Source organism: Bradyrhizobium oligotrophicum S58 (assembly GCF_000344805.1).
In the GTDB taxonomy this organism is placed as follows: Bacteria; Pseudomonadota; Alphaproteobacteria; order Rhizobiales; family Xanthobacteraceae; genus Bradyrhizobium; species Bradyrhizobium oligotrophicum.
Genome location: NC_020453.1, coordinates 5,607,290 through 5,631,223 on the forward strand (window position 1 = coordinate 5,607,290; position 23,934 = coordinate 5,631,223).

General features: G+C 65.9%; 15 protein-coding genes. 7 read left to right on the top strand and 8 right to left on the bottom strand.

Annotated elements, in window-relative coordinates:
- Positions 1-55 precede the first annotated feature (55 nt).
- Genes S58_RS24315 through S58_RS24325 form a run of 3 tightly spaced genes read left to right on the top strand, consistent with a single transcriptional unit; the run spans position 56 to position 3,400 of the window.
- On the top strand, positions 56-892 hold the full coding sequence (locus tag S58_RS24315) for a branched-chain amino acid ABC transporter permease (protein ID WP_015668034.1): 837 nt from the start codon (positions 56-58) through the stop codon (positions 890-892).
- 43 nt (positions 893-935) lie between these two features.
- Positions 936-2,702 carry a branched-chain amino acid ABC transporter ATP-binding protein/permease gene (locus S58_RS24320; protein WP_042340899.1) on the top strand — a complete coding sequence of 589 codons (1,767 nt, stop codon included), beginning with the start codon at positions 936-938 and terminating at the stop codon, positions 2,700-2,702.
- Positions 2,699-3,400: an ABC transporter ATP-binding protein gene (locus S58_RS24325; RefSeq protein WP_015668036.1), complete on the top strand. Its 702-nt coding sequence runs from the start codon at positions 2,699-2,701 to the stop codon at positions 3,398-3,400. Before S58_RS24320 ends, S58_RS24325 begins: the two co-directional genes overlap by 4 nt.
- Here S58_RS24325 and S58_RS24330 read toward each other — a convergent pair.
- From S58_RS24330 to S58_RS24355, 6 genes are all read right to left on the bottom strand, one after another.
- Positions 3,397-6,519, bottom strand: coding sequence for an efflux RND transporter permease subunit (locus S58_RS24330; RefSeq protein ID WP_015668037.1), 3,123 nt, complete (start codon positions 6,517-6,519; stop codon positions 3,397-3,399). The genes S58_RS24325 and S58_RS24330 overlap by 4 nt on opposite strands.
- Positions 6,520-6,561: 42 nt before the next feature.
- Positions 6,562-7,800 (bottom strand): efflux RND transporter periplasmic adaptor subunit, encoded by a 1,239-nt coding sequence (locus S58_RS24335; protein WP_377812043.1) that lies wholly within the window; start codon positions 7,798-7,800, stop codon positions 6,562-6,564.
- 168 nt (positions 7,801-7,968) lie between these two features.
- The gene (locus S58_RS38310; protein ID WP_015668039.1) at positions 7,969-8,451 is read right to left on the bottom strand and encodes a hypothetical protein; all 483 of its coding nucleotides are present in this window, start codon (positions 8,449-8,451) and stop codon (positions 7,969-7,971) included.
- A 451-nt stretch (positions 8,452-8,902) separates the two neighbouring features.
- Complete coding sequence (locus S58_RS24345) at positions 8,903-12,529, bottom strand: error-prone DNA polymerase (RefSeq protein ID WP_015668041.1); 3,627 nt, start codon at positions 12,527-12,529, stop codon at positions 8,903-8,905.
- A 334-nt stretch (positions 12,530-12,863) separates the two neighbouring features.
- Positions 12,864-14,453 (bottom strand): Y-family DNA polymerase, encoded by a 1,590-nt coding sequence (locus S58_RS24350; RefSeq protein ID WP_015668042.1) that lies wholly within the window; start codon positions 14,451-14,453, stop codon positions 12,864-12,866.
- Complete coding sequence (locus S58_RS24355) at positions 14,347-15,141, bottom strand: ImuA family protein (protein WP_015668043.1); 795 nt, start codon at positions 15,139-15,141, stop codon at positions 14,347-14,349. Before S58_RS24355 ends, S58_RS24350 begins: the two co-directional genes overlap by 107 nt.
- A gap of 183 nt (positions 15,142-15,324) precedes the next feature.
- On the opposite strand from S58_RS24355, the gene S58_RS24360 reads away from it, so the two are divergent.
- Complete coding sequence (locus tag S58_RS24360; protein ID WP_015668044.1) at positions 15,325-16,563, top strand: putative DNA modification/repair radical SAM protein; 1,239 nt, start codon at positions 15,325-15,327, stop codon at positions 16,561-16,563.
- A 100-nt stretch (positions 16,564-16,663) separates the two neighbouring features.
- Positions 16,664-18,148: a UdgX family uracil-DNA binding protein gene (locus S58_RS24365; RefSeq protein WP_015668045.1), complete on the top strand. Its 1,485-nt coding sequence runs from the start codon at positions 16,664-16,666 to the stop codon at positions 18,146-18,148.
- Between the two features lie 104 nt (positions 18,149-18,252).
- On the opposite strand, the gene S58_RS24370 is transcribed toward S58_RS24365, so the two are convergent.
- Complete coding sequence (locus S58_RS24370) at positions 18,253-19,422, bottom strand: M20 aminoacylase family protein (protein ID WP_015668046.1); 1,170 nt, start codon at positions 19,420-19,422, stop codon at positions 18,253-18,255.
- Positions 19,423-19,597: 175 nt separating this feature from the next.
- Between S58_RS24370 and S58_RS24375 the strand changes: the two genes are divergently transcribed.
- Positions 19,598-21,217, top strand: coding sequence for a GMC family oxidoreductase (locus S58_RS24375; RefSeq protein WP_042340900.1), 1,620 nt, complete (start codon positions 19,598-19,600; stop codon positions 21,215-21,217).
- A gap of 371 nt (positions 21,218-21,588) precedes the next feature.
- On the opposite strand, the gene S58_RS24380 is transcribed toward S58_RS24375, so the two are convergent.
- Complete coding sequence (locus tag S58_RS24380; protein WP_015668048.1) at positions 21,589-22,761, bottom strand: acyltransferase family protein; 1,173 nt, start codon at positions 22,759-22,761, stop codon at positions 21,589-21,591.
- Positions 22,762-22,982: 221 nt separating this feature from the next.
- Between S58_RS24380 and S58_RS24385 the strand changes: the two genes are divergently transcribed.
- Positions 22,983-23,927, top strand: a complete 945-nt coding sequence (locus tag S58_RS24385) for a metallophosphoesterase family protein (protein ID WP_015668049.1) — start codon at positions 22,983-22,985, stop codon at positions 23,925-23,927.
- The last annotated feature ends 7 nt before the right edge of the window (positions 23,928-23,934 follow it).

A 23,934-nucleotide genomic window follows, 5' to 3' on the forward strand; every position in this document is an offset into this window, starting at 1 on the left:
AAATCCTGCGGGGCGGACGCGCGTCCGCCTCGCAACCTCTCGACTGGAAGTGACCATGCTGACCGTCGCCCTCGATGCCGTCACGACGGCCGCCATGCTCTTCATCATTGCCGCCGGACTCCTGATCGTGTTCGGCGTCATGAAGATCATCAATTTCGCCCACGCCGCCTTCCTCACAGTCGGCGCCTACGCCGCGCTGGTCGGCGCCCAGCTGAACCTGCCGTGGTTTCTGGTGCTGCCACTCGCCTTCGCGGCCGGCGCCGTCTGCGGCGGGATCACGGAGGTCGTGATCGTGCGGCGTCTCTACAAGCGTCCGCTCGATGCGATCCTCGCCACCTGGGGGCTCGGCATCGTGCTCGGCCAGCTCATCACCCTGATGTTCGGCCGCGAGGTTCAGTTCGTGCAGGCCCCGATCTCGGGCACGGTGCATCTGCTCGGTACCGATTATTCGGCCTACCGGCTGGTGATGATCGTCGCCGCCGTGATCGTCGCGCTGCTGTTCGCCGGTCTGCTCAACGGCACGCGGCTCGGTCTGTCGACCAAGGCCGTCATCATGAACGAGATGCTGGCGCAGGGGCTCGGTGTGGACTCTTCCCGCGTACGGCTCATCACCTTCGCGCTCGGCAGCGGTCTTGCGGCCCTGTCGGGCGCGCTGATCACGCCGCTGTCCAGCGTCGATCCGAACATGGGCGTGCCCTGGCTGATCGGCGCGTTCATGCTGGTCATGGTCTCCGGCGGTTCGCTGCTGGCGCTGGCAGGCTCCTGTCTCGTGCTCGGCACGTTGCAGGTGCTGGTCTCCACCTTCGTCAATCCGATCCTCGGCGGGCTGACCATTGCGATCTGCGCCGCCATCGTCCTGCGGATTCGGCCGGAGGGCTTTGCCCGTGCCTGATGCGCGTCCGCTCGCCTCGCCCGACACACCGGCGCGCCGTCCGATGCCGCGCCTGATCGTCCCAGGCTTGATGGTGGCGATGGCGGCCGGCGTGATCGTCGTCGCGCCGCTGCTGCTCGATAACTACCTCGTAAACATCCTCGTGCGCGCCTGCTTCGTCGCCATCGCCGCCATTACGGTCGACATCATGTGGGGCTATTGCGGCACGCTGACCTTCGGCCAGTCGGCATTCTTCGGCATCGGCGCCTACGCGCTGGCGATCATGTTCACCGAATACGGCTTCGGCACTTGGCAAGTGTGCGCAGCGATCGCAGCGGCGATGGCCGTCGCTGCGGCGGTCGCCGCTTTCACCGGCTGGCTGTCGTTCTATCCCGGCTCGACGCCACTCTACGCCTCGGTGATCTCGCTGGTCGTTCCAATCGTGCTGGTGCAGATCCTTTATTCCGGCGGCACCTTCACGGGCTCCTCCAGTGGCCTCGTCGGCTTCGAGAGCTTCGATCTCGAGATCGAAACCTGGCTGCGACTCGCCGGTCTCGGGCTGCTTGCGACCTCGGTGCTCGCGCTCGTCGTGATGCGCAGCGACACCGGCCGCCTGCTGGCCGCGCTGCGCGACAATGACGCGCGCTGCACCTATCTCGGCATCGACACCTCGCGGCTGCGCATCATCGTCCTCGTCCTGTCTGCTGTCGTCTCCGCGCTCGCCGGTTTCTTCTATGCGGGCTTTGGCGGCGTCGCCGCGCCCGAAAACGCCAGCTTCACCTTCGGCACCAATCTCGTCATCATGGTCGCGCTCGGTGGCCGCGGCACCGTGATCGGCCCGGTGATCGGCGCGCTGTGCATGGAAGTGGCGAGCGCCTATCTCGCCAATAGCCTGCCCTACGTCTGGGAGCTGATCGTCGGACTGGCGCTGATCGTCGTGATCCTCGTCTTCCCCGATGGCCTGCTCGGCGCAGTGATGCGCCTGTTCAAGCGTGGCGGCGGTGCGGGGCGAGGCACGGCGACGATGCTGCGCCAAGCCGCTGCCGCCACGGCGGTCAACAATCCGGACGCCGTCGCCATCGAAGTCCGCGCGCTCGGCAAGCATTACGGCAGCCTCTCGGTGCTGGACGGCGTGGAGTTCACTGCGCATCGCGGCGAATTGCTGAGCCTGGTTGGTCCGAATGGGGCCGGCAAGACCACCTTGATCCGCTGCCTTTCCGATGGGCGCGAACGCTCGACGGGCGACGTCGGGATCGCCGGCCATGACATTGCGCGGCTGTCGCCGGATCGCGTCGTCCGTTTTGGGCTCGGCCGCAAGTTCCAGACAGCGTCCGTATTCGAGACGCTGACGGTGGCCGAGTGTCTGCGTGTGGCGCGGACACACGCCGATCCGCCGGCCCTGACGTCGCGCTCCGCGACGCTTGAGCTTCCGCCAGCAGCCATGTCCGTCGTCGAACGGTCCGGGCTCAGCGAGCGGCTCGATGAGGAAGCGCGCAATCTCAGCCATGGGCTGAAGCAGGCCCTCGAGCTCGCGATGGTGCTCTCGCTGGAGCCCGACGTGCTGCTGCTGGACGAGCCGACCGCCGGACTGACGCGCGCCGAGCGCCAGAGCTTTGCCGACATCCTCACCGCCCTCGCCCGCCGCGACCGCCTCTGCATCCTGCTGGTCGAGCACGATCTCGATTTCGTCCGCGAGATCTCCTCGCGCATCATCGTGCTGCACCAGGGCCGCCTCGCGCTCGACGGCTCCGTCGACGAGGTCGTCAACAGCGAGCTCGTCCGCGAGATCTACACCGGCCAGCACGTGCCGCATGCGGAGGTGCCAGCATGAGCACGATGCTGGGGGTCAACGAGCTGGCCAGCGGCTATGGCTCCTCCGAGGTGATCAGCAATGTCGGCTTTGCACTGGCAAAAGCCGAGACGCTCGCCATCGTCGGCAAGAACGGCATGGGCAAGACCTCGCTGCTCAAGGCCATCACCGGCTTCCTGCCGGCGTGGCGCGGCAGCGTGCAGCTTGCAGGCAAGGACGTGACGCGGGTGGCGCCGCATCTGAAGCGGAAGATGGGGCTGGTCTATGTTCCGCAGGAGCATGCGCTGTTCCAGGACCTGTCGGTGCGCGACAATCTCCGGCTCGGCGTGCTCACGGATGACGACATGCCCGCCCGGTTCGAACAGGTCGGCAGTTGGTTTCCGGTCCTTACCAAGCGGCTGAACCAGCGCGCCGGGACGCTGTCGGGCGGCGAGCAGAAGATGCTGATCGTGGCGCGGGCGCTGATGGCGAAGCCCGAGGTGCTGCTGCTCGACGAGGTCACCGAGGGCCTGCAGCCCTCCGTGGTCGATCGCCTGTCCGAGGTGCTGGTCCGGGTCCGGCGCGAGATCGGCACCTCGATGATCGTGGTCGAGCAGCACCTGCCGTTCGCGCTCGGGATCAGCGACCGCTACCTCGTCTTCAAGCGCGGCGAGATCGTCGATGCCGCCGCGGTCGATGGCGATGCCGCCGCGCGCATCGACGCGCACATGCGGATCTAGCGAAGCCGCCGGCGCGAGAACAGCGAGATCAGCACCGGCAGCGTGATCAGGATGACCACCGGCGCCAGCATCATGCCGGTGACCACGACGATCGCGAGCGGCTTCTGCACCTGCGAGCCGATGCCAGTCGACAGCGCCGCCGGAAACAGGCCGATGCCGGCGACGACGCAGGTCATCAACACCGGGCGCAGCTGCAATTCGCCGGTGCGGATGACGGCCTCGATGCGGTCGACGCCTTCGTCGATCAGCTGGTTGAACTGCGACAGGATGATGATGCCGTCCATCACGGCGATGCCGAACAAAGCGATGAAGCCGATCGCGGCCGAGACGCTGAACGGAATGCCGGTCAATACGAGGCCGACGACGCCGCCGAAGATCGCCATCGGGATCACGCTCATGGCCAGCAACGTGTCGGCCATCGAGCCGAAATTGAACCACAGCAGCACGCCGATCAGAGCGAGGCTGATCGGCACCACGATCGACAGCCGCTTGATCGCGTCCTGCAGATTGCCGAATTCGCCGACCCATTCGACGCGCGAGCCGGCCGGCAGCTGCACCTGGTCTGCGACCTTCTGCTGCGCCTCCTGGATCGCGCTGCCGAGATCGCGCTCGCGCACCGAGAACTTGATCGGCAGATAGCGCTCCTGCTGCTCGCGATAGATGTAGGCGGCGCCCGACACCAGCTTGATGGTCGCGACCTCGCTCAGCGGAATCTGCGTGATGCCGTTCGGCCCCTGGGCGCCGATGCGCAAATTCTCGATTTTCTCCGCGCTCTTGCGATATTCCGGCGCCAGGCGAACGATGATCGGGAAATGGCGGTCGGAGCCCGGCTCGTACAGATCGCCCGCGGTGTCGCCGCCGATCGCAACCTTGATCGTGGCGTTGATGTCACCCGGCGCCAGCCCATAGCGCGCCGCCTTGGCGCGATCGATGTCGATCTGCACCGTCGGCTGGCCGAGCGAGGTGAACACCGCGAGATCGGTCACGCCCTGCACGGTGGACAGGACCGTCTTGATCTTGTTGGCGGTGTCGGTCAGCGCCTGGAGGTCGTTGCCATAGAGCTTGATCGAGTTCTCGCCCTTCACGCCGGACACCGCCTCCGAGACGTTGTCCTGCAGATATTGCGAGAAGTTGAACTCGACGCCGGGAAAGCGGTCATCGAGCTGCTTCAAGAGCTCCGCGGTGAGCTGATCCTTGTCCTTGGTGCCGGGCCAGTCCTTCACCGGCTTCAGCGGCGCGAAGAACTCGGCATTGAAGAAGCCGGCGGCGTCGGTGCCGTCGTCGGGACGGCCGTGCTGCGAGACCACGGCCTCGACTTCGGGCCGCGCGCGGATCATCTTGCGCATCTCGTTGACGGAGGCGTTGCCCTCCTGCAGCGAGATCGTCGGTGGCAGGGTCGCGCGGATCCAGAGGTTGCCCTCTTCCAGCTTGGGCAGGAATTCGAGACCAAGCAGCCGGCCGACCACCACGGTGAGCAGCACGAGGCCGACCGCGCCGGTCATCACCAGGTTGCGGTTGCCCACCGCCCAGCGCAGCGCCGGCGCATAGATCGCGTGCAGCAGCCGCATCAGGCGCGTCTCAGTCTCCTCGACATGGGTCGGAAGAATGATCGCGCTCAGCGCCGGCGTCACCGTGAAGGTCGCGAGCAGACCGCCGGCCAGCGCATAAGCATAGGTGCGCGCCATCGGTCCGAAGATGTTGCCTTCGACGCCGCTCAGGGTGAACAGCGGCAGGAACGCGGCGATGATGATGGCGGCGGCAAAGAAGATCGAACGCGACACGTCCGCTGCGGCCGAGAGGATCGCGTGGCTCTTCATGCCCATCATCGTCTCGGGCGAGATATGGCTCTCCTCGGCCGCGGACAAAGGCGTGGTCTGCGTCAGCCGGCGGAAGATCGCCTCGACCATGATGACCGTGGCATCGACGATCAGGCCGAAATCGATCGCGCCGACCGACAGCAGATTGGCGGACTCGCCGCGCAGCACCAGGATGATGACGGCAAAGAACAGCGCAAATGGAATGGTGGCGCCGACGATCAGCGCGCTGCGCAGATTCCCGAGGAATATCCACTGCAGCAGCACGATCAGGCCGATGCCGACCACCATGTTGTGGAGCACGGTGTGCGTCGTGGTGTCGATCAGGTCCTTGCGGTCGTAGATGCGCTCGATGCGCACGCCCGGCGGCAGGATGGTGGAGCGATTGATCTGGTCGACCAGTTGCTCGACCCGCGCGATGGTCGGCGAACTCTGCTCGCCGCGCCGCATCAGGACGATGCCCTGGACGATGTCGTCGTTGTTGTTGAGGCCGGCGATGCCGAGCCGCTGCTTTTCCGCGATGGTGACGGTGGCGACATCCCTGACCAGGACCGGATTGCCGCCGCTCTGCGACACCATGGTGTTGGCAAGGTCGTCCATCGAGCGGATCAGGCCGACGCCGCGCACCACCGCCGATTGCGTGCCGATCTCGACCGTGTTGCCGCCGACATTGATGTTGGAGTTGCCGACCGCCTGCAGCAGTTGCGGCAGGGTCAGGCCGTTGGCGACGAGCTTGTTGAAATCGACCTGGATCTCATAGGTCTTGGTCTTGCCGCCCCAGCCGGTGACGTCGACGACGCCCGGCACTGCGCGGAAGCGGCGCTGCAGCACCCAGTCCTGCAGGGTCTTGAGGTCGAGCACGCTGTAGCCGGGCGGGCCGCGCAGCCGGTAACGATAGATTTCGCCCACCGCGCTCAACGGCGAGATCTGCGGCGTGACGTTGCCCGGCAGCGGCGACAGTTGCGACAGCCGGTTCAGCACCTGCTGCAGCGCCTCGTCATAGGTGTAGTCGAACGAGAACTGCAGCTTGACGTCGGACAGGCCGTACAGCGAAATCGTTCTGATAGTGCGCAGGTTCTTGATGCCGGCGACCTGGGTCTCGATCGGGATCGTGATGTAGCGCTCGATCTCCTCTGCCGACAGGCCGTTGCTCTGCGTCACGATGTCGACCATCGGCGGGGTCGGATCGGGATAGGCTTCGATGTTCAGCTGCTGGAAGGCGATCACGCCGCCGATCAGAATGGCGACGAACATTCCGACCATGAGGAAGCGCCGCTGGACGGCGATGGCGACGAGGCGGTCCATTCAGATCGGCACTTTCAGGAAGGCAGGCAGGGAGACCGCATCTCAGCTGCCCGAGGCTGCGCGATCGATGAACAGGCTGCCCTTGGTCACGATCTGCTCGCCCGAGCTCAGATTGTTTTCGACCGCGACCTGATCGCCATTGATCAAACCGGTCTTGATCTTGCGCAGCTCGATCGACTTGTCGGGACGGGCGACCCAGACGCGGACCTGGTCGCCTTCGTAGATCAGCGCCTGTCGGGGCACTGCGACGGCGGGCTGTTCGCCTGGCGAATAGATCGTCACATTGGCGAACATCTCGGGCTTCAGCAGGCCATCCTTGTTGTCGATGGTCGCGCGGACGAGCAGCCTGCGGCTCGCCGGGTCGATCGAAGCGGCGACGTAGTTGATGCTGGCCTTGAGCGGCCGGCCGGGCAGCGCCAGCACGTTGACGAGAATCTCCTCGCCGACGTTCACCAGGGCCGCATCGCTCTCGCGGACGAACGCCGTGAGCCAAACGGTGGAGAGATCGCCGATCACGAACACCGGATCGCTCGCGCCGGAGTTGACGTATTGCCCGGGGCCGACCTTGCGCTGCACGACCGTGCCGGCGATCGGCGAATAGATCGTGATCTCGCGGTCGATCACGCCCTTGCTCTGGAAATCGGTGATCGCGGCATCCGTGAAGCCGAGGATGCGCAGCTTGTTGCGCGCGGCCTCGAGCGCCGTTTGTGACGACCGCATGTCATTCTGGGCCTGAACGGAGGTCGCCTCCGCCTGCTGAAAATCCTTCAGCGGAATCGCCCGGCCTTCGAACAGGTCCTTGGCGCGCTTGTACTGGATGTCGGCGAGGTCGAGCGCGGACTTTGCCTTGTTCATCGAGGTGATGGCGGCGATGAAATCGTTCTGGGCCTGTACGGTGTCGGCCGCCTCGATCACGAACAGCGGCTGGCCCTGCTTGACGTTGTCGCCCGGGCGGGCAAGCAGCTTGGTGACGCGGCCGGCATAGGGGGAGAACACCGGTGTCGAGCGGTCCTCGTCGACGGCAACCTTGCCCTCGGTGACGTGCTCGGCACGGAAAATCTTGTCGCAGACCGGCTCGATCGTCAGCGTCGCCCATTCCGCAGCCGATGGCGTAAAGGTGGTGCCGTTGCGCTTGGACTGGCTGGAGAGCTCGATATTGTCTTTCGCAGCCGATCCCGACTGGAATTGCATGTAGCCATAGCCGCCCGCGCCGGCCATCGCCAGGGCGGCAAGGCCGATCAGCAGCCGCCTGGTGCTGATCATCTGCGGGGATGGATTCATGTCAGACGCCATGGCTGGTCAGATCGGCTCGCTTTATCTGTCGACGATTCCGGCTCTGGCGGTCTCATCGTTGCGCTAATAGTGCGGAACTGGAGCTTTAAACAACCTAAAAATCGCCCCACTCGCCTCTGTTTTGCTTTAAAAATTTGAAAGTTGAACGACAGCCGTTCAGCTTGCATTCAGCTCGTTTTGGGCGATCGCGGGTTCACTGCGACGCACCATGAACACGTTGCGGGCACGATGGATCGCCGTGACGGTGATGCCGGCCGACAGGCCAACCTCCGCGGGTACGCGCCTACTCCGGCCTGAAGTCCATGCTCCGGGTTTGCGTTCCGGCTCGAACAGGATCGCAACGTCGTGCGCTTCCCCCAAAATCGAGTCATGGTTTCCATGGCCCTGCGATTGGCGACGGTGCATCGTGCGATCATCGATTGCGGCCTCGATCAGGTCACTGTGACGCGCACATGAAGACGCAGTCTCGCGGCGCCGATGCGTCCGAGTCTTGCCGATGGTTTCACCCTCTCGTGAAGAGGGCGCAGGGAAGGCCAGGCGTCGGCTGACGCCTGCGGCCCGCCTGCGAAAAAAATGCAGGCGGCAGGTACCACAGGTGCAGCCGAGAACGCCCGGCCTTCCCTGCGCGACGGTTTTCACGTTTACTGCGTGCTCTCCCCGGTGTCCGGCTTGTTAGCCACCGTCGTCAGCGGGATCATCGTCACCCGCGAACTTGACGCCAGCATCGGGGCGTCAGGACCACACGCCTTCACGTCCGCAAGCTGCCGTTCGTCCGCGCAAGGCTTAGCCCCACGCTGCGGCATCTCGCAGCCATCGCTCCCCGCCCCGCGTGTCGTGACGATCGCGCGCAACGCCCCTTCTTCATGGAGCGGGATGGGCGGACTAGAGCATGATTTCGGAAAAAATGAAAGTGGAATTTTGGGGTGGGCGCGAATTTTCTGAATTTGTGAACTTGCGTACGACGCTCCCGATAATCGTGATTTCACGCCCGGAACCGGCAAGCACGTCACGATGCGCGATGCGCGCCGTGCCTTTGCCCACCCTACGGACTCGCGATGAACCGTAGGATCACGCCGAGCCTCCCATCGCCCTAATGAAAGTCCCGCGACCGCGGCAGGATGCGGACGTTGCGGGGGTGGCTGACGCGCTGGGCGGGATGGTCGGGGTGATCGCGGCGGTCGTCGTTCAGCGGCTCCGCCGGCATCGGGCCGTGTGGAACGGCTGATGCGCCGAGGCGATCGTCCGACAGCAATGCGAGGTCGGCGCTGCGGTCGACCAGGCGCTCGGCGACGAGATGGACCACCTTCTCGGGGCTGCTCTGGATGCGGCCTTCGACCAGCACGAGGCGCGCGCCCATCACCTCCTTGCGGAAGGTCTCCATCACCTTCGGCCACACCACGATGTTGGCGATCCCGGTCTCGTCCTCCAGGGTCATGAACACCACGCCCTTGGCGCTTCCGGGCCGCTGCCGCACCAGCACCACGCCGGCGCAGCGGACGCGGCGCCGATCGTTGGCATGATTGACGTCGCGGCAGGCCAGCACGCCTTCGGCAGCGAAACGCCGGCGCAGGAACTCCATCGGATGGCCCTTCAACGACAGGCGGATGGTCTGATAGTCCGCGACGACGTGCTCGGGCAGCGGCATCTCCGGCAGCGGCTGGGCGCCCTCGTCCGGCTGCTCACGGGCGATGGCGGCTTCGAACAGCGGCAGCGGCACGTCGTCGGGCAACCGCCGCACGGCCCATATTGCTGCGCGGCGGTCGAGCCCGAGCGAGCGGAACGCATCGGCATCGGCAAGTAACAAGAGCGCACGCTTGGGCAAGGCGGTGTCGCGGGCGAAATCCTCCAGCGAGCTGAAGGGACCGCGGGCACGGGCCTCGATGATGCGGTCGGCCCAGTCGTCCTCGTGGTCGTCATTTTGAAGCGGCGTGTGAATTTGTTTGTCGTTGTCATTCCGGGGCGACGCGCCAGCGTCGAGCGATCGAAACGCATGAAGGGCTTGTGAGTCAGCCGCTGTCTCCTCACCGTCATTCCGGGATGCGCCCCCTTGGGCGCAGGCCCGGAATCCATAATCACGACTCGGGGTTATGGATTCCGGGCTCGCGCTACGCGCGCCCCGGAATGACGGTGGAGAGGTCGCTTGCTCATCCAAGAACGATGGTGCGGAAGCAGCCAGCGTCTCCCTCCGCATCTTCTCCGACAATTTCTTGATCCGCTCCTCGTCGCGGTCGATCCAGCGGAAGCCGTCGATCTGGCGGAAGCCGAGGCGGACGGCGCAGTATTGGCCGTCGGTCTCCTCCAGCGTGTTGTCGGCGAAACTGTAGGACACGTCGATGTCGCGAATTTCGACCTTGTTCTTGTGGGCGTCGCCGACGATCTGCGCCGGCGCATAAAAACCCATCGGCTGCGAATTCAACAGCGCGCAACAGAACGCATCCGGATGGAAGCATTTCAGCCAGGACGAGACGTAGACGAGCTGGGCGAAGCTCGCGGCATGGCTTTCCGGAAAGCCGTAGGAGCCGAACCCCTTGATCTGGTCGAAGCAGCTCTTGGCGAAGGCGGGATCGTAGCCGCGCGCGATCATGTTGCCGACCATCTTCTCCTCGTAGGAGCCGATGGTGCCGACGTTGCGGAACGTCGCCATCGCGCGGCGCAGGCCGTTGGCCTCCTCGGGCGAGAATTTTGCGGCTTCGATCGCGATCCGCATCGCCTGCTCCTGGAACAGCGGCACGCCGAGCGTCTTGTGCAAAACCTTGTGAAGTTCGTCGGCCGGGCCATTCGCTGGCGCCGGATAACTGACCTGCTCAAGACCGTTGCGGCGGCGAAGATAAGGATGCACCATGTCGCCCTGGATCGGCCCGGGCCGGACGATCGCGACCTCGATGACGAGATCGTAGAAGGTGCGCGGCTTGAGGCGCGGCAGCATGTTCATCTGCGCCCGGCTCTCGACCTGAAACACGCCGAGCGACTCGCCCTTGCACAGCATGTCGTAGACTTCGGGGTCTTCGCGCGGCACCGACGCCAGATCGTAATGAATGTGCTTGTGCTGCGCGATCAGCGCAAAGCTCTTGCGGATGCAGGTCAGCATGCCCAGCGCGAGCACGTCGACTTTCATCATGCTGAGCGCGTCGACGTCGTCCTTGTCCCATTCGATGAAGGTGCGGTCATCCATCGCGGCGTTGCCGATCGGCACGTAACTATCAAGCCTGTCCTGCGTCAGCACGTAGCCGCCGACATGCTGCGACAGATGACGCGGAAAGGTGATCAGCTCCCCGGCGAGTTCGACGGCGCGGCGGATCATCGGATTGTCAGGATCGAGGCCGGCCTGGCGCACCTGCATGTCGGAGAGGCCGTCGCCCCAGCTGCCCCACACGGTGTCGGCGAGCACCGACGTGACGTCCTCGGTCAGGCCGAGCGCCTTGCCGACGTCGCGGATGGCGCTGCGCGGGCGATAATGGATGACGGTGGCAATGATCGCGGCGCGGTGGCGGCCGTAGCGGCGATAGACATACTGCATCACCTCTTCGCGCCGCGAATGCTCGAAATCGACGTCGATATCAGGCGGCTCCAGCCGCTCCTTGGAGATGAAGCGCTCGAACAGCAGATCGATCTTGGTCGGATCGACCGAGGTGATGCCGAGTACATAGCACACTGCCGAATTCGCCGCCGAGCCGCGGCCCTGGCACAGGATGCCTTCGCTGCGCGCGTAGCGGACGATGTCGTGGACGGTGAGGAAATAATGCGCGTAGTTGAGCTCGGCGATCAGCGCCAGCTCCTTGGTGAGGACGGCGCGCAGACGGCCGTCGAGATGGTCGCCGAAGCAGGTCTTGGCGCCGGCCCAGGTCAGGTCCTGCAAATGTCCCTGCGCGGTCTTGCCCGGCGGCACCGGCTCGTCCGGATATTGGTATTTGAGCTGGTCGAGCGAAAAGACGATGCGGTCGGTGAAGCGGATGGTCTCGGCGATGGCGTCGGGATGATCGCGGAACAGCCGCGCCATCTCGTGACCCGGTTTGAGATGGCGCTCGGCGTTGGCCTGCAGACGTCGGCCGATGGTCTCGATCGAGGCCTTCTCGCGGATGCAGGTCAGCACGTCCTGCAGCATGCGCTGGCTTGGGTGGTGATAGAGCACGTCATTGGTGGCGATCAGCGGCACTTTGGCCGATGCGGCGAGACGCGCCAGCCGCGCCAGCCGGCGGCGATCGTCGCCGCGGTACAGCAGGCTGCCGGCGAGCCACACGCCTTCGGCGGGGCTGTCCTTGAGGCGCGCAAGGATTTTGTCGAGGACGGCCTCGTCGAAGCGATGCGGCGGCATCAGCACCAGGAGTTGGCCTTCGATGGATTCGAGGAGATCATCGAAGCTCAGGCGGCAGTCGCCCTTGGCAACCTTGTCGAGATCGCTGCCGCGCTTGCCGCGGGTGAGCAGCTGGCACAGCCGGCCATAGGCCGCGCGGTCGCGCGGATAGACCAGGATGTCCGGCGTGCCGCAGGTGAAGACGAGACGTGCGCCGTAGAGGAGCTTCGGCTTGTAGCTCAGGCGGTCGCTGCTCAACTCGCTATAGGCGCGCACGATGCCGGCGAGCGTGTTGTGGTCGGCGATGCCGATGGCATGGAGGCCGTACGCGGCGGCCTGGTGCACATAGCCCTGCGGATGCGAGCCGCCGTGCAGGAACGAGAAATTGGTGGTGATGCCGATCTCGGCATAGGGGATAGGGGTCATGGCGTGACCGCGGAGGCTGGGGCGGCGCGCTGCCCATGCGATGCAGAAGACGGCCCTTCACAAGGCGGCTTGCGCAGCTGCCCACCCTCCCCTGGAGGGGGAGGGTCGACGCGCGCAGAGCGCGCGGCGGGGTGGGGTGAGCCCAGCAAATGGTCGTCACGACGTCGACAAGTCAGGATTGTGAACGTCTCGGCTCCTGCGAAAATCAGCACCGCGAACGCGGATGAGCTGTCACCCCACCCCGGCTCGCATGCGCGCATGCGAGCCGACCCTCCCCCTCCAGGGGAGGGTGAGCAGCGAGCTTGCCGCGAGATGAGTGCGACCGCCCTGCTCCTCATGCGAACAGCCCGTGCATGTACCAGGCGGGCTGCACCGGCACGCCCTGCTGCGGCTCGAGCTCGCGGTCATACAAACCGTCGCGGTAGAGCCAGAAGCGCAGGCCGTGTTCGTCCTCGACGCGGAAATAGTCCCGCGTGAGGCCCTGCCCGTCCGGCCGCCACCATTCCATCGCGACGCGCTCCGGGCCTTCGGCACGGACCACCGCATGGGCGGCGCGGCGCCAGACGAAGCGTGCAGGCGGGCCGTCGGGCACGCCGGCGATCACTTGAATCGCCTCGGGGCGCTCGAACAGCCGCAAGGGTCGCAGCGGCGGCTCGCCTTCAACACGCTCGGGCCAGTCGGCCGCACTCGAAGCTGGGAGATTTTGCTGCGCCGGCAGCGGCAGCGCCGCACGTTCCGGAATATGCGTGTCCACCGGCAGATGCACGACCACGCGTTTTCCCCCGATGCGCGCGGCGATACGGTCGATCAAGGCCGACAGTTCGTCATTGTCATGCACATGGGCGTCGAGATCGCGCTGCTGCTGCGCCACGATCTCGCTGCGGCTCGCCGACAGCCGCATCATGTCGAAGCCGAAGCCGGGATCGAGCGGATCGTTCAGCGCCTCGAGCCGCTCGCGAAACAGACGATCGATGACAGCGGCTTCGGTGACCGGCTGGCCGGTGTCGACCGCGATGACGCGCACCATTCCATCGGTGCGGAAGAAGCAGGCCTCCAGCCGCCGCGCGCCCTTGCCCTGCTGCGCCATCGCCGCCACGAGCATCGCCGCCAGGCTGGACAGGCTGGCCGCGATCACCGTGTCGGTCGCGACCGGCTCGGCGAAGCGCTTGTCGACGATGTAGTCCGGCGGGACTTTGCGCGGGCTGATCGGCGCATCGGCGTCGCCAAGCGCCTGGGCGAGCACGCGGGTGAAGGCGGCGCCGAAGCGCGCGGTGATCTCGTTGCGGCCACGCGTGGCGACATCGCCGATGGTCTTCAGGCCAGCGCGGCGCAGACCGAGCGTGATCGCCTCGCTGCCGCCCAGCGCAGCCACCGGCAGCGGCGCGACCGCGGCCGCCTCCTCGCCGTCAGGCACGATGCGGCCATGCACCTGCCGGTTCAGGGTACGCGCACACACGGCGTTGGAGGCGATCGCCGCCGACACAGTGAAGCCGTGCGCGGTCAGCGCGTCGCAGACCGACTGCATCAGTCTGGCTTCGCCGCCGAACAGATGCACGCAGCCGGTGATGTCGAGCGAAAGCCCATGCGGCGGGTCGAGCGCCACCAGCGGCGTGAACCGGTCGCACCAGTCGGCGATGCTCTCCAGCATCTGAGCATCGGCGGTAAGATCGGCCTCATGCGCGACGAGGTCGGGACAGACCGCGCGGGCGTTCGCCAGCGGCTGGCCAAGGCTGACGCCATGGCGCACGGCGACCTCGTCCAGCGAATGAATCAACAGCGCATTGGCGTCCTTGATGACGACGACCTGCGGCTTGGCCTCAGGCGGAGCGCCTGTGAGGGCCTGCTGACGCTTGATGCGATCGATGGGCAGGCGCGGCAGCCACAGGCTGAGGATCCGCCGCCGGTTCGCTGAAACGGCACGCATCGGGGGTCCACTCCATGATCCATCGTCCGGTCTGGCCGTGACGGTTGCGAATGAGCTCGGCATCGAGGCGCGGCGCGCCCCACGCCATCCAGGGCGCCGAGGGCAGCGACGGCGCGGTGCGGACGATCCAGCGCGTCTCGGCGGTCGAGGGTTCGGGCGTAGCTGCAATGCGCAGCATGAGCGCGGTGACGCCGGACTCCTGCGCCGCCAGGGTCAGCTTGCGGCTGGCGACGAGATCGAGCTTTTGCGTCTCGCCCCACACCTCCAGCATCACACTTCCCAGCGCATCGCAGGCGAGCGCGTCGGCGGCGGTGCGAAGCGCATGATCGAGATCGGGCGCGCGCACGATGACGAGACGGCGCGGATCGAGCCCGAGCTCGGCGAGCCCGCTCATCGACAGCGCGCCCATCTCGCGTTCGGCGAAATCCTGCCGGATCCAGATCAGTGGCCGGCGCGCGGCGGCACGCGCGGCCAGCCCGCACAGGAAGCCGGTCGCGGCTGCGGCCTGGCGGCCGGTCTCGGCGAACACCTCGTGCAGCGCGCCGGTGGCGAGGCCGCCCTGCAGCACCGCATCCGCCTCGTCATGGCCGAGCGCGACCCGGCGCATGTCCTGTGCGCCATCGGCCGCCTCGAGACGGGCAATGCGGCCGCGCAGGCGCGCGAGCGTATCCATGCGTGCGCCGGTCATTCGTCGCCGCTCCTTTTCAATCCATCGTGCGGGTGCTGCCGTTCTTTCTGTGAGCAGGCAGTGAACCCGCGACGACCCTCTTTGTTCATGATACGTTCTAATATAAAGCTAACGCCTTCGAGAGAGTCAATCGGGATTGCCCCGGATCTGATTCAACGAATGGAATCAAAGGGATTCAAAGCCATGGAGCTGCTGCGCAAACTCGAGATCCTGGCCGATGCCGCCAAGTATGACGCGTCCTGCGCCTCCAGCGGTACTGAGATGCGGGACTCGCGCGACGGCAAGGGGCTCGGCTCGACCGCGCCCGGCATGGGCATCTGCCATTCCTATGCGCCGGACGGGCGCTGCATCTCGCTGCTCAAGGTTCTGCTGACCAACGCCTGCAACTTCGACTGCCTGTATTGCGTCAACCGCGCCTCCTCCAATGTCGCCCGCGCGCGCTTCACGGTCGACGAGGTGGTGAAGCTCACCATCGACTTCTATCGCCGCAACTACATCGAGGGGCTGTTCCTGTCGTCGGGCATCATCCGCAGTCCCGACTACACGATGGAGCAGGTCGTCTCCGTCGCGCGCAAATTGCGCGAGGAGCATCGCTTCCGTGGCTACATCCATCTGAAGACGATTCCGGAGGCCGACGAGGCGCTGATCGCCGAGGCCGGTAGATATGCCGACCGGCTCAGCATCAACATCGAGACGCCGCTGGAAGAGAGCCTGACGCAGCTCGCGCCCGAGAAGGACCAGCGCGCGATCCGCCGCACCATGGGCCGTCTCCGGCTTAAGCTCGACGAGACGGCGGAGGCCAAGAAGACGGTGCGCCGGGCGAAGCCGCCGCGCTTTGCGCCGGCCGGCCAGAGCACGCAGATGATCGTCGGCGCCGACGAGGCCAACGACCGCGTCATCCTGTCGACCTCGGCCAATCTCTACGGCGCCTATAAGCTCAAGCGCGTCTATTACTCGGCCTTCAGCCCGATCCCCGATGCCAGCCGCGCGCTGCCGCTGCAGGCGCCACCTCTGGTGCGCGAGCATCGGCTCTACCAGGCCGACTGGCTGATGCGGTTCTACGGCTTCGATGCCGACGAGATCGTCGAGGAGAACGAAGGCATGCTGCCGCTCGACATCGACCCCAAGCTCGCCTGGGCGTTGCGCCACCGCGACCGCTTCCCGCTCGACATCAACAAAGCCAGCCGCGAGGAGCTGTTGCGCGTGCCAGGATTCGGCACCCGCACCGTGCAGCGCATCCTCGCCACACGCCGCACCACCACGATCCGCTTTGCGGATCTCGCCCAGCTCAACGTTGTCAGGAACAAGGCGCTGCCGTTCATCGTTCTCTCCGATCACCGGCCGTCACCGTCTTTGCTCGACGGTGCCGGCCTCAGAGCCCGGCTGCGGCCGAAACCGCAGCAGCTGGGATTTGGATTCTAGGAGAAGCCGTCATCGCGAGCGCAGCGACGCGATCCAGGGGCCGCACGAGACGTCTGGATTGCTTCGTCGCTTCGCTCCTCGCAATGACGAGAGAGGTGAGATGCACGTCGTAACCCTCGACAGCGACACCGATTTCGACGGCTGGCGCAAGGCCGCCCGGGCGCTGGCGATGAACGATGTCAGGCCGGCGGATGTGACCTGGCGCGTCAAGGGCGCAGCGCCCGATCTGTTCGACGATGAGGCCGAGACGCAGCTGCCCGAGGTGCCCAAGGGCGCGTTCTCGGTGCCGGCCAGCTTCATGGAGCTGGCCGAGAGCGCGATCCTGCACAGCGATCCCACCCGCTTCACCCTGCTCTATCGCCTGCTGTGGCGTCTGCGCACCAACCACGACCTGATGGAGATCGCGACCGATCCCGATGTCGCGCAGGCCAACGCGCTGGCGCGCGCCGTGCGCCGCGACGTTCACAAGATGCATGCCTTCGTCCGCTTCCGCGAGGTCGGCCGCGAGCGCGAGGCCCGCTACGTGGCCTGGTTCGAGCCGGAGCACCACATCGTCGAGCGCGCCGCGCCGTTCTTCGCCAGCCGCTTCGCCGATATGCCCTGGTCGATCCTGACGCCCGAACTCTCAGCGCATTGGGACGGCAGCCGCGTCTCGTTCACGTCAGGTGTTAGCAAGGCCGAAGCACCCACTGAAGACCGGCTCGAAGAGGTCTGGCTGCGCTATTACGCCAGCATTTTCAATCCGGCACGGCTGAAAGTGAAGGCGATGGAAAAGGAGATGCCGAAGAAATACTGGCAGAACCTGCCTGAAGCCAAGCTGATCCAGCCGCTGATCGCAGCCGCGTCCAGGCGCACATCCGCGATGATCGCCGAGCCTGGCACCGAACCGCACAAGCCGCAGAAACGCGTCGAGGAGACCGCGATGACCCGCACGCCTAAAGCCCACGCGCATGCTGCTGCTCAGACCTCACATGATGTCGAGCCGACCGATCTTCAGACGTTGCGTGAAGAGGCCGCCGGCTGCCGCGCCTGCCCGCTGTGGAAGGACGCCACGCAGACCGTGTTCGGCGAGGGCCCGGCGCATGCGCCGCTGATGCTGGTCGGCGAGCAGCCCGGCGACAAGGAGGACCTCGCCGGCCACCCCTTCGTCGGCCCGGCCGGCCAGATGCTCGACCGCGCGCTGGAAGAGGCCGGCATCGACCGGAGCAAGGTCTACGTCACCAATGCGGTGAAGCATTTCAAGTTCGTAGCCAGAGGCAAGATCCGGCTGCACCAGAAGCCGGCGACGCCAGAGATCAAGGCCTGCCGCCCGTGGTACGAGCGCGAGCTCGCCGCCGTCCGCCCCGCCCTGGTCGTGGCGATGGGCGCGACCGCCGCGCAGTCGGTGTTCGGCAAGATCACGCAGGTCACCAAGAACCGCGGCCAGATCGTCGACCTGCCCGACGGTCCCCAGGCGATGATCACGGTGCACCCGTCGTATCTCTTGCGGCTGCCCGACGCCGAGGCCAAGGCGCGGGAGTATGAGCTCTTCGTCAAGGACCTGAAGGTCGCCGCCGCCGCGCTCAAGCGCGCGCACGCGGCGTGACGCCCGGCTGAAACGCAAATGGCCGGGCCTGCGCCGCGCCGGAGGGGCTTCGGCCCCGCAGGCGGGACAAGCCCGGCCATGACAAGCAAGCAGGTGCGAACAGCTCACGCCGCCAGCGTGTTCTCCACCACCTTGATGAAGAACGAGGTGCCGTAGACGATCGCCTCGTCGTTGAAATTGTAGGCGGGGTGATGCAGGCCGGCGCTATCGCCGTTGCCGACGAAGATGAAGGCGCCGGGGCGGGCTTCGAGCATGTAGGCGAAATCCTCGCCGCCCATCATCGGCGGCATCTCATGCACGTTGGCATCGCCCGCGACCTCCTTGGCGGCTCGGATGGCGATCTCGGTCTGCTCGGGATGATTGACGACCACGGGATAGCCGCGCGTGTAGTCCAGATTGATCCTGGCGCCGGTCATCTGGGCGACGCCGGTGACGACCTCGCGGACACGCTTTTCCATCAGCTCCCGCACCTTCGGCGTCAGCGTCCGTACGGTGCCGCGCAGCACCGCGCTGTGCGGGATCACGTTGCGGGCATTGCCGGCGTGAAACTCGCAGATCGAAAGCACGGCCGCCTCGAGCGGGTCGACGTTGCGCGCCACGATCTGCTGCAGCGCCGTGACGAGCTGGGCTCCGACCATGAGCGAGTCGATGCAATTGTGCGGCTTGGCGGCATGGCCGCCATGGCCCTCGATGGTGATGTCGACCGAGTCGGTCGAGGCCATCAGCGCGCCCTGGCGGATCGCGAAGGCGCCGATCGGCAGCCCCGGTCCGTTGTGCATGCCGTAGACCTGGTCGATCTTGAAGCGCTCGATCAGGCCGTCCTTGATCATCGCATCGGCGCCGGCGCCGCCCTCCTCGGCGGGCTGGAAAATGACGGCGACCTCGCCGGCGAAGTTGCGGGTCTCGGCGAGATAGCGCGCGGCGCCCAAGAGCATCGCGGTGTGGCCGTCATGGCCGCAGGCATGCATCTTGCCCGGGGTCTTCGACGCGTAAGGCAGCCCCGTGATCTCCTCGATCGGCAGCGCATCCATGTCGGCGCGCAGGCCGAGCACCTTGACGTCGCCAGCGCCGGGCTTCCGGCCCTTGATGACGCCGACCACGCCGGTCTTGCCGAGTCCCGTCGCGACCTCGTCACAGCCGAACTCGCGCAGCCGATCGGCCACGAAGGAGGCGGTCCGGTGCACGTCGTACAGCAGCTCGGGATGCGAATGGATATCCCGCCTCCAGGCCTGGATATCGGGCTGCAGATCGGCGACGCGGTTGACGATGGGCATGGGGAATCTCGTAACTCCAAAGGGATATTTGCGCCGTTTTAGCATGCAAAACTCGCACCGCCCAACATTCAGGCTGCGCCTGTCTCATGGCTGGGTCAACCAGCCATGAACGTGGCGCTTGTCCGGCGCGGCCCCGGCTGACTAAAAGCCTCCCAACGATGGGAAGGGAATGCCGATGCCGAGACAGCTCACGGGGGATTACGACCATATCGTGGTGGGCGCCGGCACCGCCGGCTGCATCCTCGCCAACCGCCTGTCGGCCGATCCGAACACCCGCGTCCTGATCCTGGAGGCCGGCGGCAACGACAATTGGATCTGGTTCCATATTCCGGTCGGCTACCTCTTCGCGATTGGCAATCCGCGCTCCGACTGGATGTTTCGCACCGAGGCCGAGCCGGGCCTGAACGGCCGTTCGCTGGCCTATCCCCGCGGCAAGGTGATCGGCGGCTGCTCGGCGATCAACGCCATGATCTCGATGCGCGGCCAGGCCGCCGACTACGACCATTGGCGGCAGCTGGGTCTCTCCGGCTGGTCCTATTCCGACGTGCTGCCGGTGTTCCGGCGGCTGGAGGACCACTTCCTCGGCGAGAGCGAGCACCATGGCGCCGGCGGCGGCTGGCGCATCGAGGCGCCGCGGCTCTCCTGGGCGGTGCTCGACGCAGTCGGCGACGCCGCCGAGCAGATGGGCATCCGCCGCATCCCGGATTTCAATACCGGCGACAATGAAGGCATCAGCTACTTCCACGTCAACCAGAAGCGCGGCCGGCGCTGGTCCTCCGCGCGAGGTTTTCTCAAGCCGGCGCTGAACAGATCGAACCTGCGGCTGGAAACGCAGGTGCTGGTGGATCGTCTGATCATCGAGAAGGGCCGCGCCGTCGGCGTGCGCTTCCAGCAGAACGGCGAGACGATCGAGGCCCGCACCAAGGGCGAGGTGATCCTGAGCGCGGGCTCGATCGGCTCGGTGCAGGTGCTGCAGCGCTCGGGCATCGGACCGGCGGATTGGCTCTCGGAGCTCGGCATCGATGTCGTCATTGACAAGCCCGGCGTCGGCCGCAATCTGCAGGACCATCTGCAGCAGCGCGCGATCTACAAGGTGTCGGGCGTGAAGACGCTGAACGAGACCTACTACTCGCTGCTCCGTCGCGGCCTGATGGGGCTCGACTACGCCTTCCGCCGCCGCGGGCCTCTGACCATGGCGCCGTCACAGCTCGGCATCTTCACGCGCTCGGATCCGAGGCGCGATCGCGCCAACATCCAATTCCACGTGCAGCCGCTGTCGCTCGACAAATTCGGCGATCCCCTGCATCGTTTCCCGGCGATCACCGTCAGCGCCTGCAACCTGCGTCCGACCTCGCGCGGGACCGTGCGTATCCGCTCCGCCGGGATCGACGAAGCGCCCTCGATCGCGCCGAACTATCTGGCCACGGAAGACGACCGCCAGGTCGCAGCCGATGCCATCCGCGTCACGCGCCGGCTGATGAAACAGAGCGCGCTCGCGCCGTATCAGCCGGAGGAATATCTGCCGGGCCCGTCCGTGGGCGACGACGACGCCGCGCTCGCCAAGGCCGCCGGCGACATCGGCACCACGATCTTTCACCCTGTGGGCACGGCGAAGATGGGCACGGCGGACGATCCGATGGCGGTGGTCGACGAACGGCTGCGGTTCTACGGCATCGACCGCCTGCGCATCGCCGACGCCTCGATCATGCCGACGATTACGTCGGGCAACACCAACACGCCCACGGCGATGATCGCGGAAAAGGCGGCGATGATGATTTTAGAGGATGGGCGCTGACGGTCGTGCCGGAATCGTAGGGGTGAGCAAAAAGCCACGCATGCGATGCAGCCCGCGTTGCGCTGAGTTTTTGGGCGCTGTGCCTCCATCCGCCTCCGATAATTTTGACAGACGGCGCTGTGCGATACAGCGCCCTCTCCCCTTGTGGGAGAGGGCATCTCCGGCCTATCCACGCCCGCGGTTGGGTGAGGGGTATCTCTCCGCGAGCGACGCTCGTTGAGGCATACCCCTCACCCAACCGAGCTTGCTGCACCGTCCTACATGCCCTCTCCCACAAGGGGAGAGGGCACATTCACTCGCACCGAGCCTCGTCTTATTGACTCTGAGTGTCACGGTAAGGAGTTCGACGATAGCTGCCGCCGCACGTTGGCCTAGATGATCCGCGCCACCAGCGGAGTTCGCCGCAACAGCGTTGCTGCGAACCAGCTCACCGACAGCGTACCGATCAGCACGATCGCAAACTTCACGGCCGCAGGCCAGGCCGGGTCAAACACCAGATATTGCAGCCAGAGCAGCGGCAGGAAGTGCAGCAGGTAGATGCCGTAGGCGGAGGGCTGCATGCGGTCCATCAGCGTCAGCGGCGCGCGCGCCCAGCGCAGGAAGAAGGCCGGCACGCCGAACGCCATTGATGCGCAGAAGCTCGCGACCGCGCTGCCGTAGGCGGCACGCCACCACAGCGGCGGGGTATCGAAATCGGCGATCCAGTTGTGATGCGCGTAGGCCAGGAACAGGATCATGCCGTAGCAGCCATAGGACAGAGCGAACCAGACCAACCAGCGCCGCACCAGCGCGCCCTGAGCGGCGAACGGCCCGGTCGTCAGTCCAGCCGCCCCCATCGCCACACCGGCAATGAAGAAGACCGGATAAAGCAGCGACCGGCTCGCCTGCAGCGGCAGCGGGAAATGCCCCGGCATGAACCATACGCCGTCGCCGAACCAGAGATGCGGCGGTAGATAGGCGGCGTTCGCGATCAGCAGGAAGATCAGGAAGCCGGCGATCGGCCGGCGCTGCAACGCCTCCGCCAACCTGCCGAGCGTACCGAATGCCCGCGGCGCCGCCAGCCATGCGAGCACCGCGACGACGTCGAACACCAGCAGCACGCCGAGAAACCAGGCCGAGCCCGACGGCCACGGACCTTCACTGATCATGCGCCACCACACCGTGGTGAACTGATCCTCGGCCACATAGTAGCGATAATAGGCGATCGGCATGATGACGAAGATCGAGACGATGTAGGGCACGCCGAGCCGAAGCACGCGGCGCCCAACATAATCAGAAGCGCCACGCTTGGCCAAGCTCGCCGGCACGAACAGGCCGGAAAGGAAGAACATGCACGACATGAAGTAGCTGTCGTTGAACAGCGCCACCAGATCGAAGCCGAGCCAGTGCATGCGGTCGCCGCCCTGGCCGAAATAGGTGTAGTTGATCGCGGAGTGATAGAGCACGACCGAGAGCGTGATGAAGGTCCTGGCGCGGTCGAGCCCGACGATGCGGCCGGCCATCATATCGGCCTGTTGGAGGTTCGGGATCACGCGGTCATGCATCGAAATGCTTCCGGTCCATCAGACGCCGCCATGCGGCACCGAACCTCAATATATTTCGCGCGGCGCTTCGCCGATATCCTGCTTGAGAAGGAGAGCCGCGCGCCCCTGGGGCATGATCACGAACGCGTCATCGCAAGATCGGCCACGGACGTCGGGAATAAAGCCGCCCCGACTCCACTCTCCTCACCCGCAAGCCCGATGACGGGCAACGGGAGAGTATGATGAGCCTTGGTGATCAAGACGAGAACGGCGTCAGCCGCCGCAGAGTGTTGGAATGCATGACCTGGGCCGGCACCGGCGTGCTCTGGACCCTCTCCGGCGGCGTGCCGCGCTCGCTCGGCCTCGTCGACGCAGCGCGGGCCGCCGAGCAACAGGCCTCCGGCCTCACCTTCCTGCAGATCAGCGACAGCCATGTCGGTTTCGACAAGCCGGCCAATCCCAACGCGATCGGCACGCTGGAGGAGGCCGTGAACCGGATCAAGGCGATGCCGGTGAAGCCCTCCTTCATGATTCACACCGGCGACATCTCGCACCTGTCGAAGGCGGCCGAGTTCGACGATGCCGACCGCATCATCTCGCAGACCCGGCTGGACGTGCATTACGTGCCGGGCGAGCACGATTTCCTCGACGAGGACGTCAAGCTCTACAAGGAACGCTACGGCAAGGGCAGCCGCGGCGCCGGCTGGTATTCGTTCGACGCCAATGGCGTGCACTTTATCGGCCTCGTCAACGTCGTCGATCTCAAGGCCGGCGGGCTCGGCAATCTCGGCGCCGAGCAGCTCGCCTGGCTGGAGCAGGACCTCAAGGGCCGCTCGAAATCGACCCCGATCGTGGTGTTCGCGCACATCCCGCTGTGGACGGTGTATCCGGAATGGGGCTGGGGCACCGAGGATGGCGGCCGCGCGCTGGACGCCCTGAAGGGCTTTGGCTCGGTGACGGTGCTGAACGGGCACATCCACCAGGTGATGCAGAAGGTCGAGGGCAACGTCACCTTCCACACAGCGCGCTCGACCGCGTTCCCGCAGCCGGCACCCGGCACAGCTGCCTCGCCCGGCCCGATGAAGGTCGAGGACGCCAAGCTGCGCAGCCTGCTCGGCATTGCCAGCATCGACTTCAAGGTCGGCGCCGAACGGCTCGCCATCATCGACACGCCGCTTGCGGGCTGAGGGACGA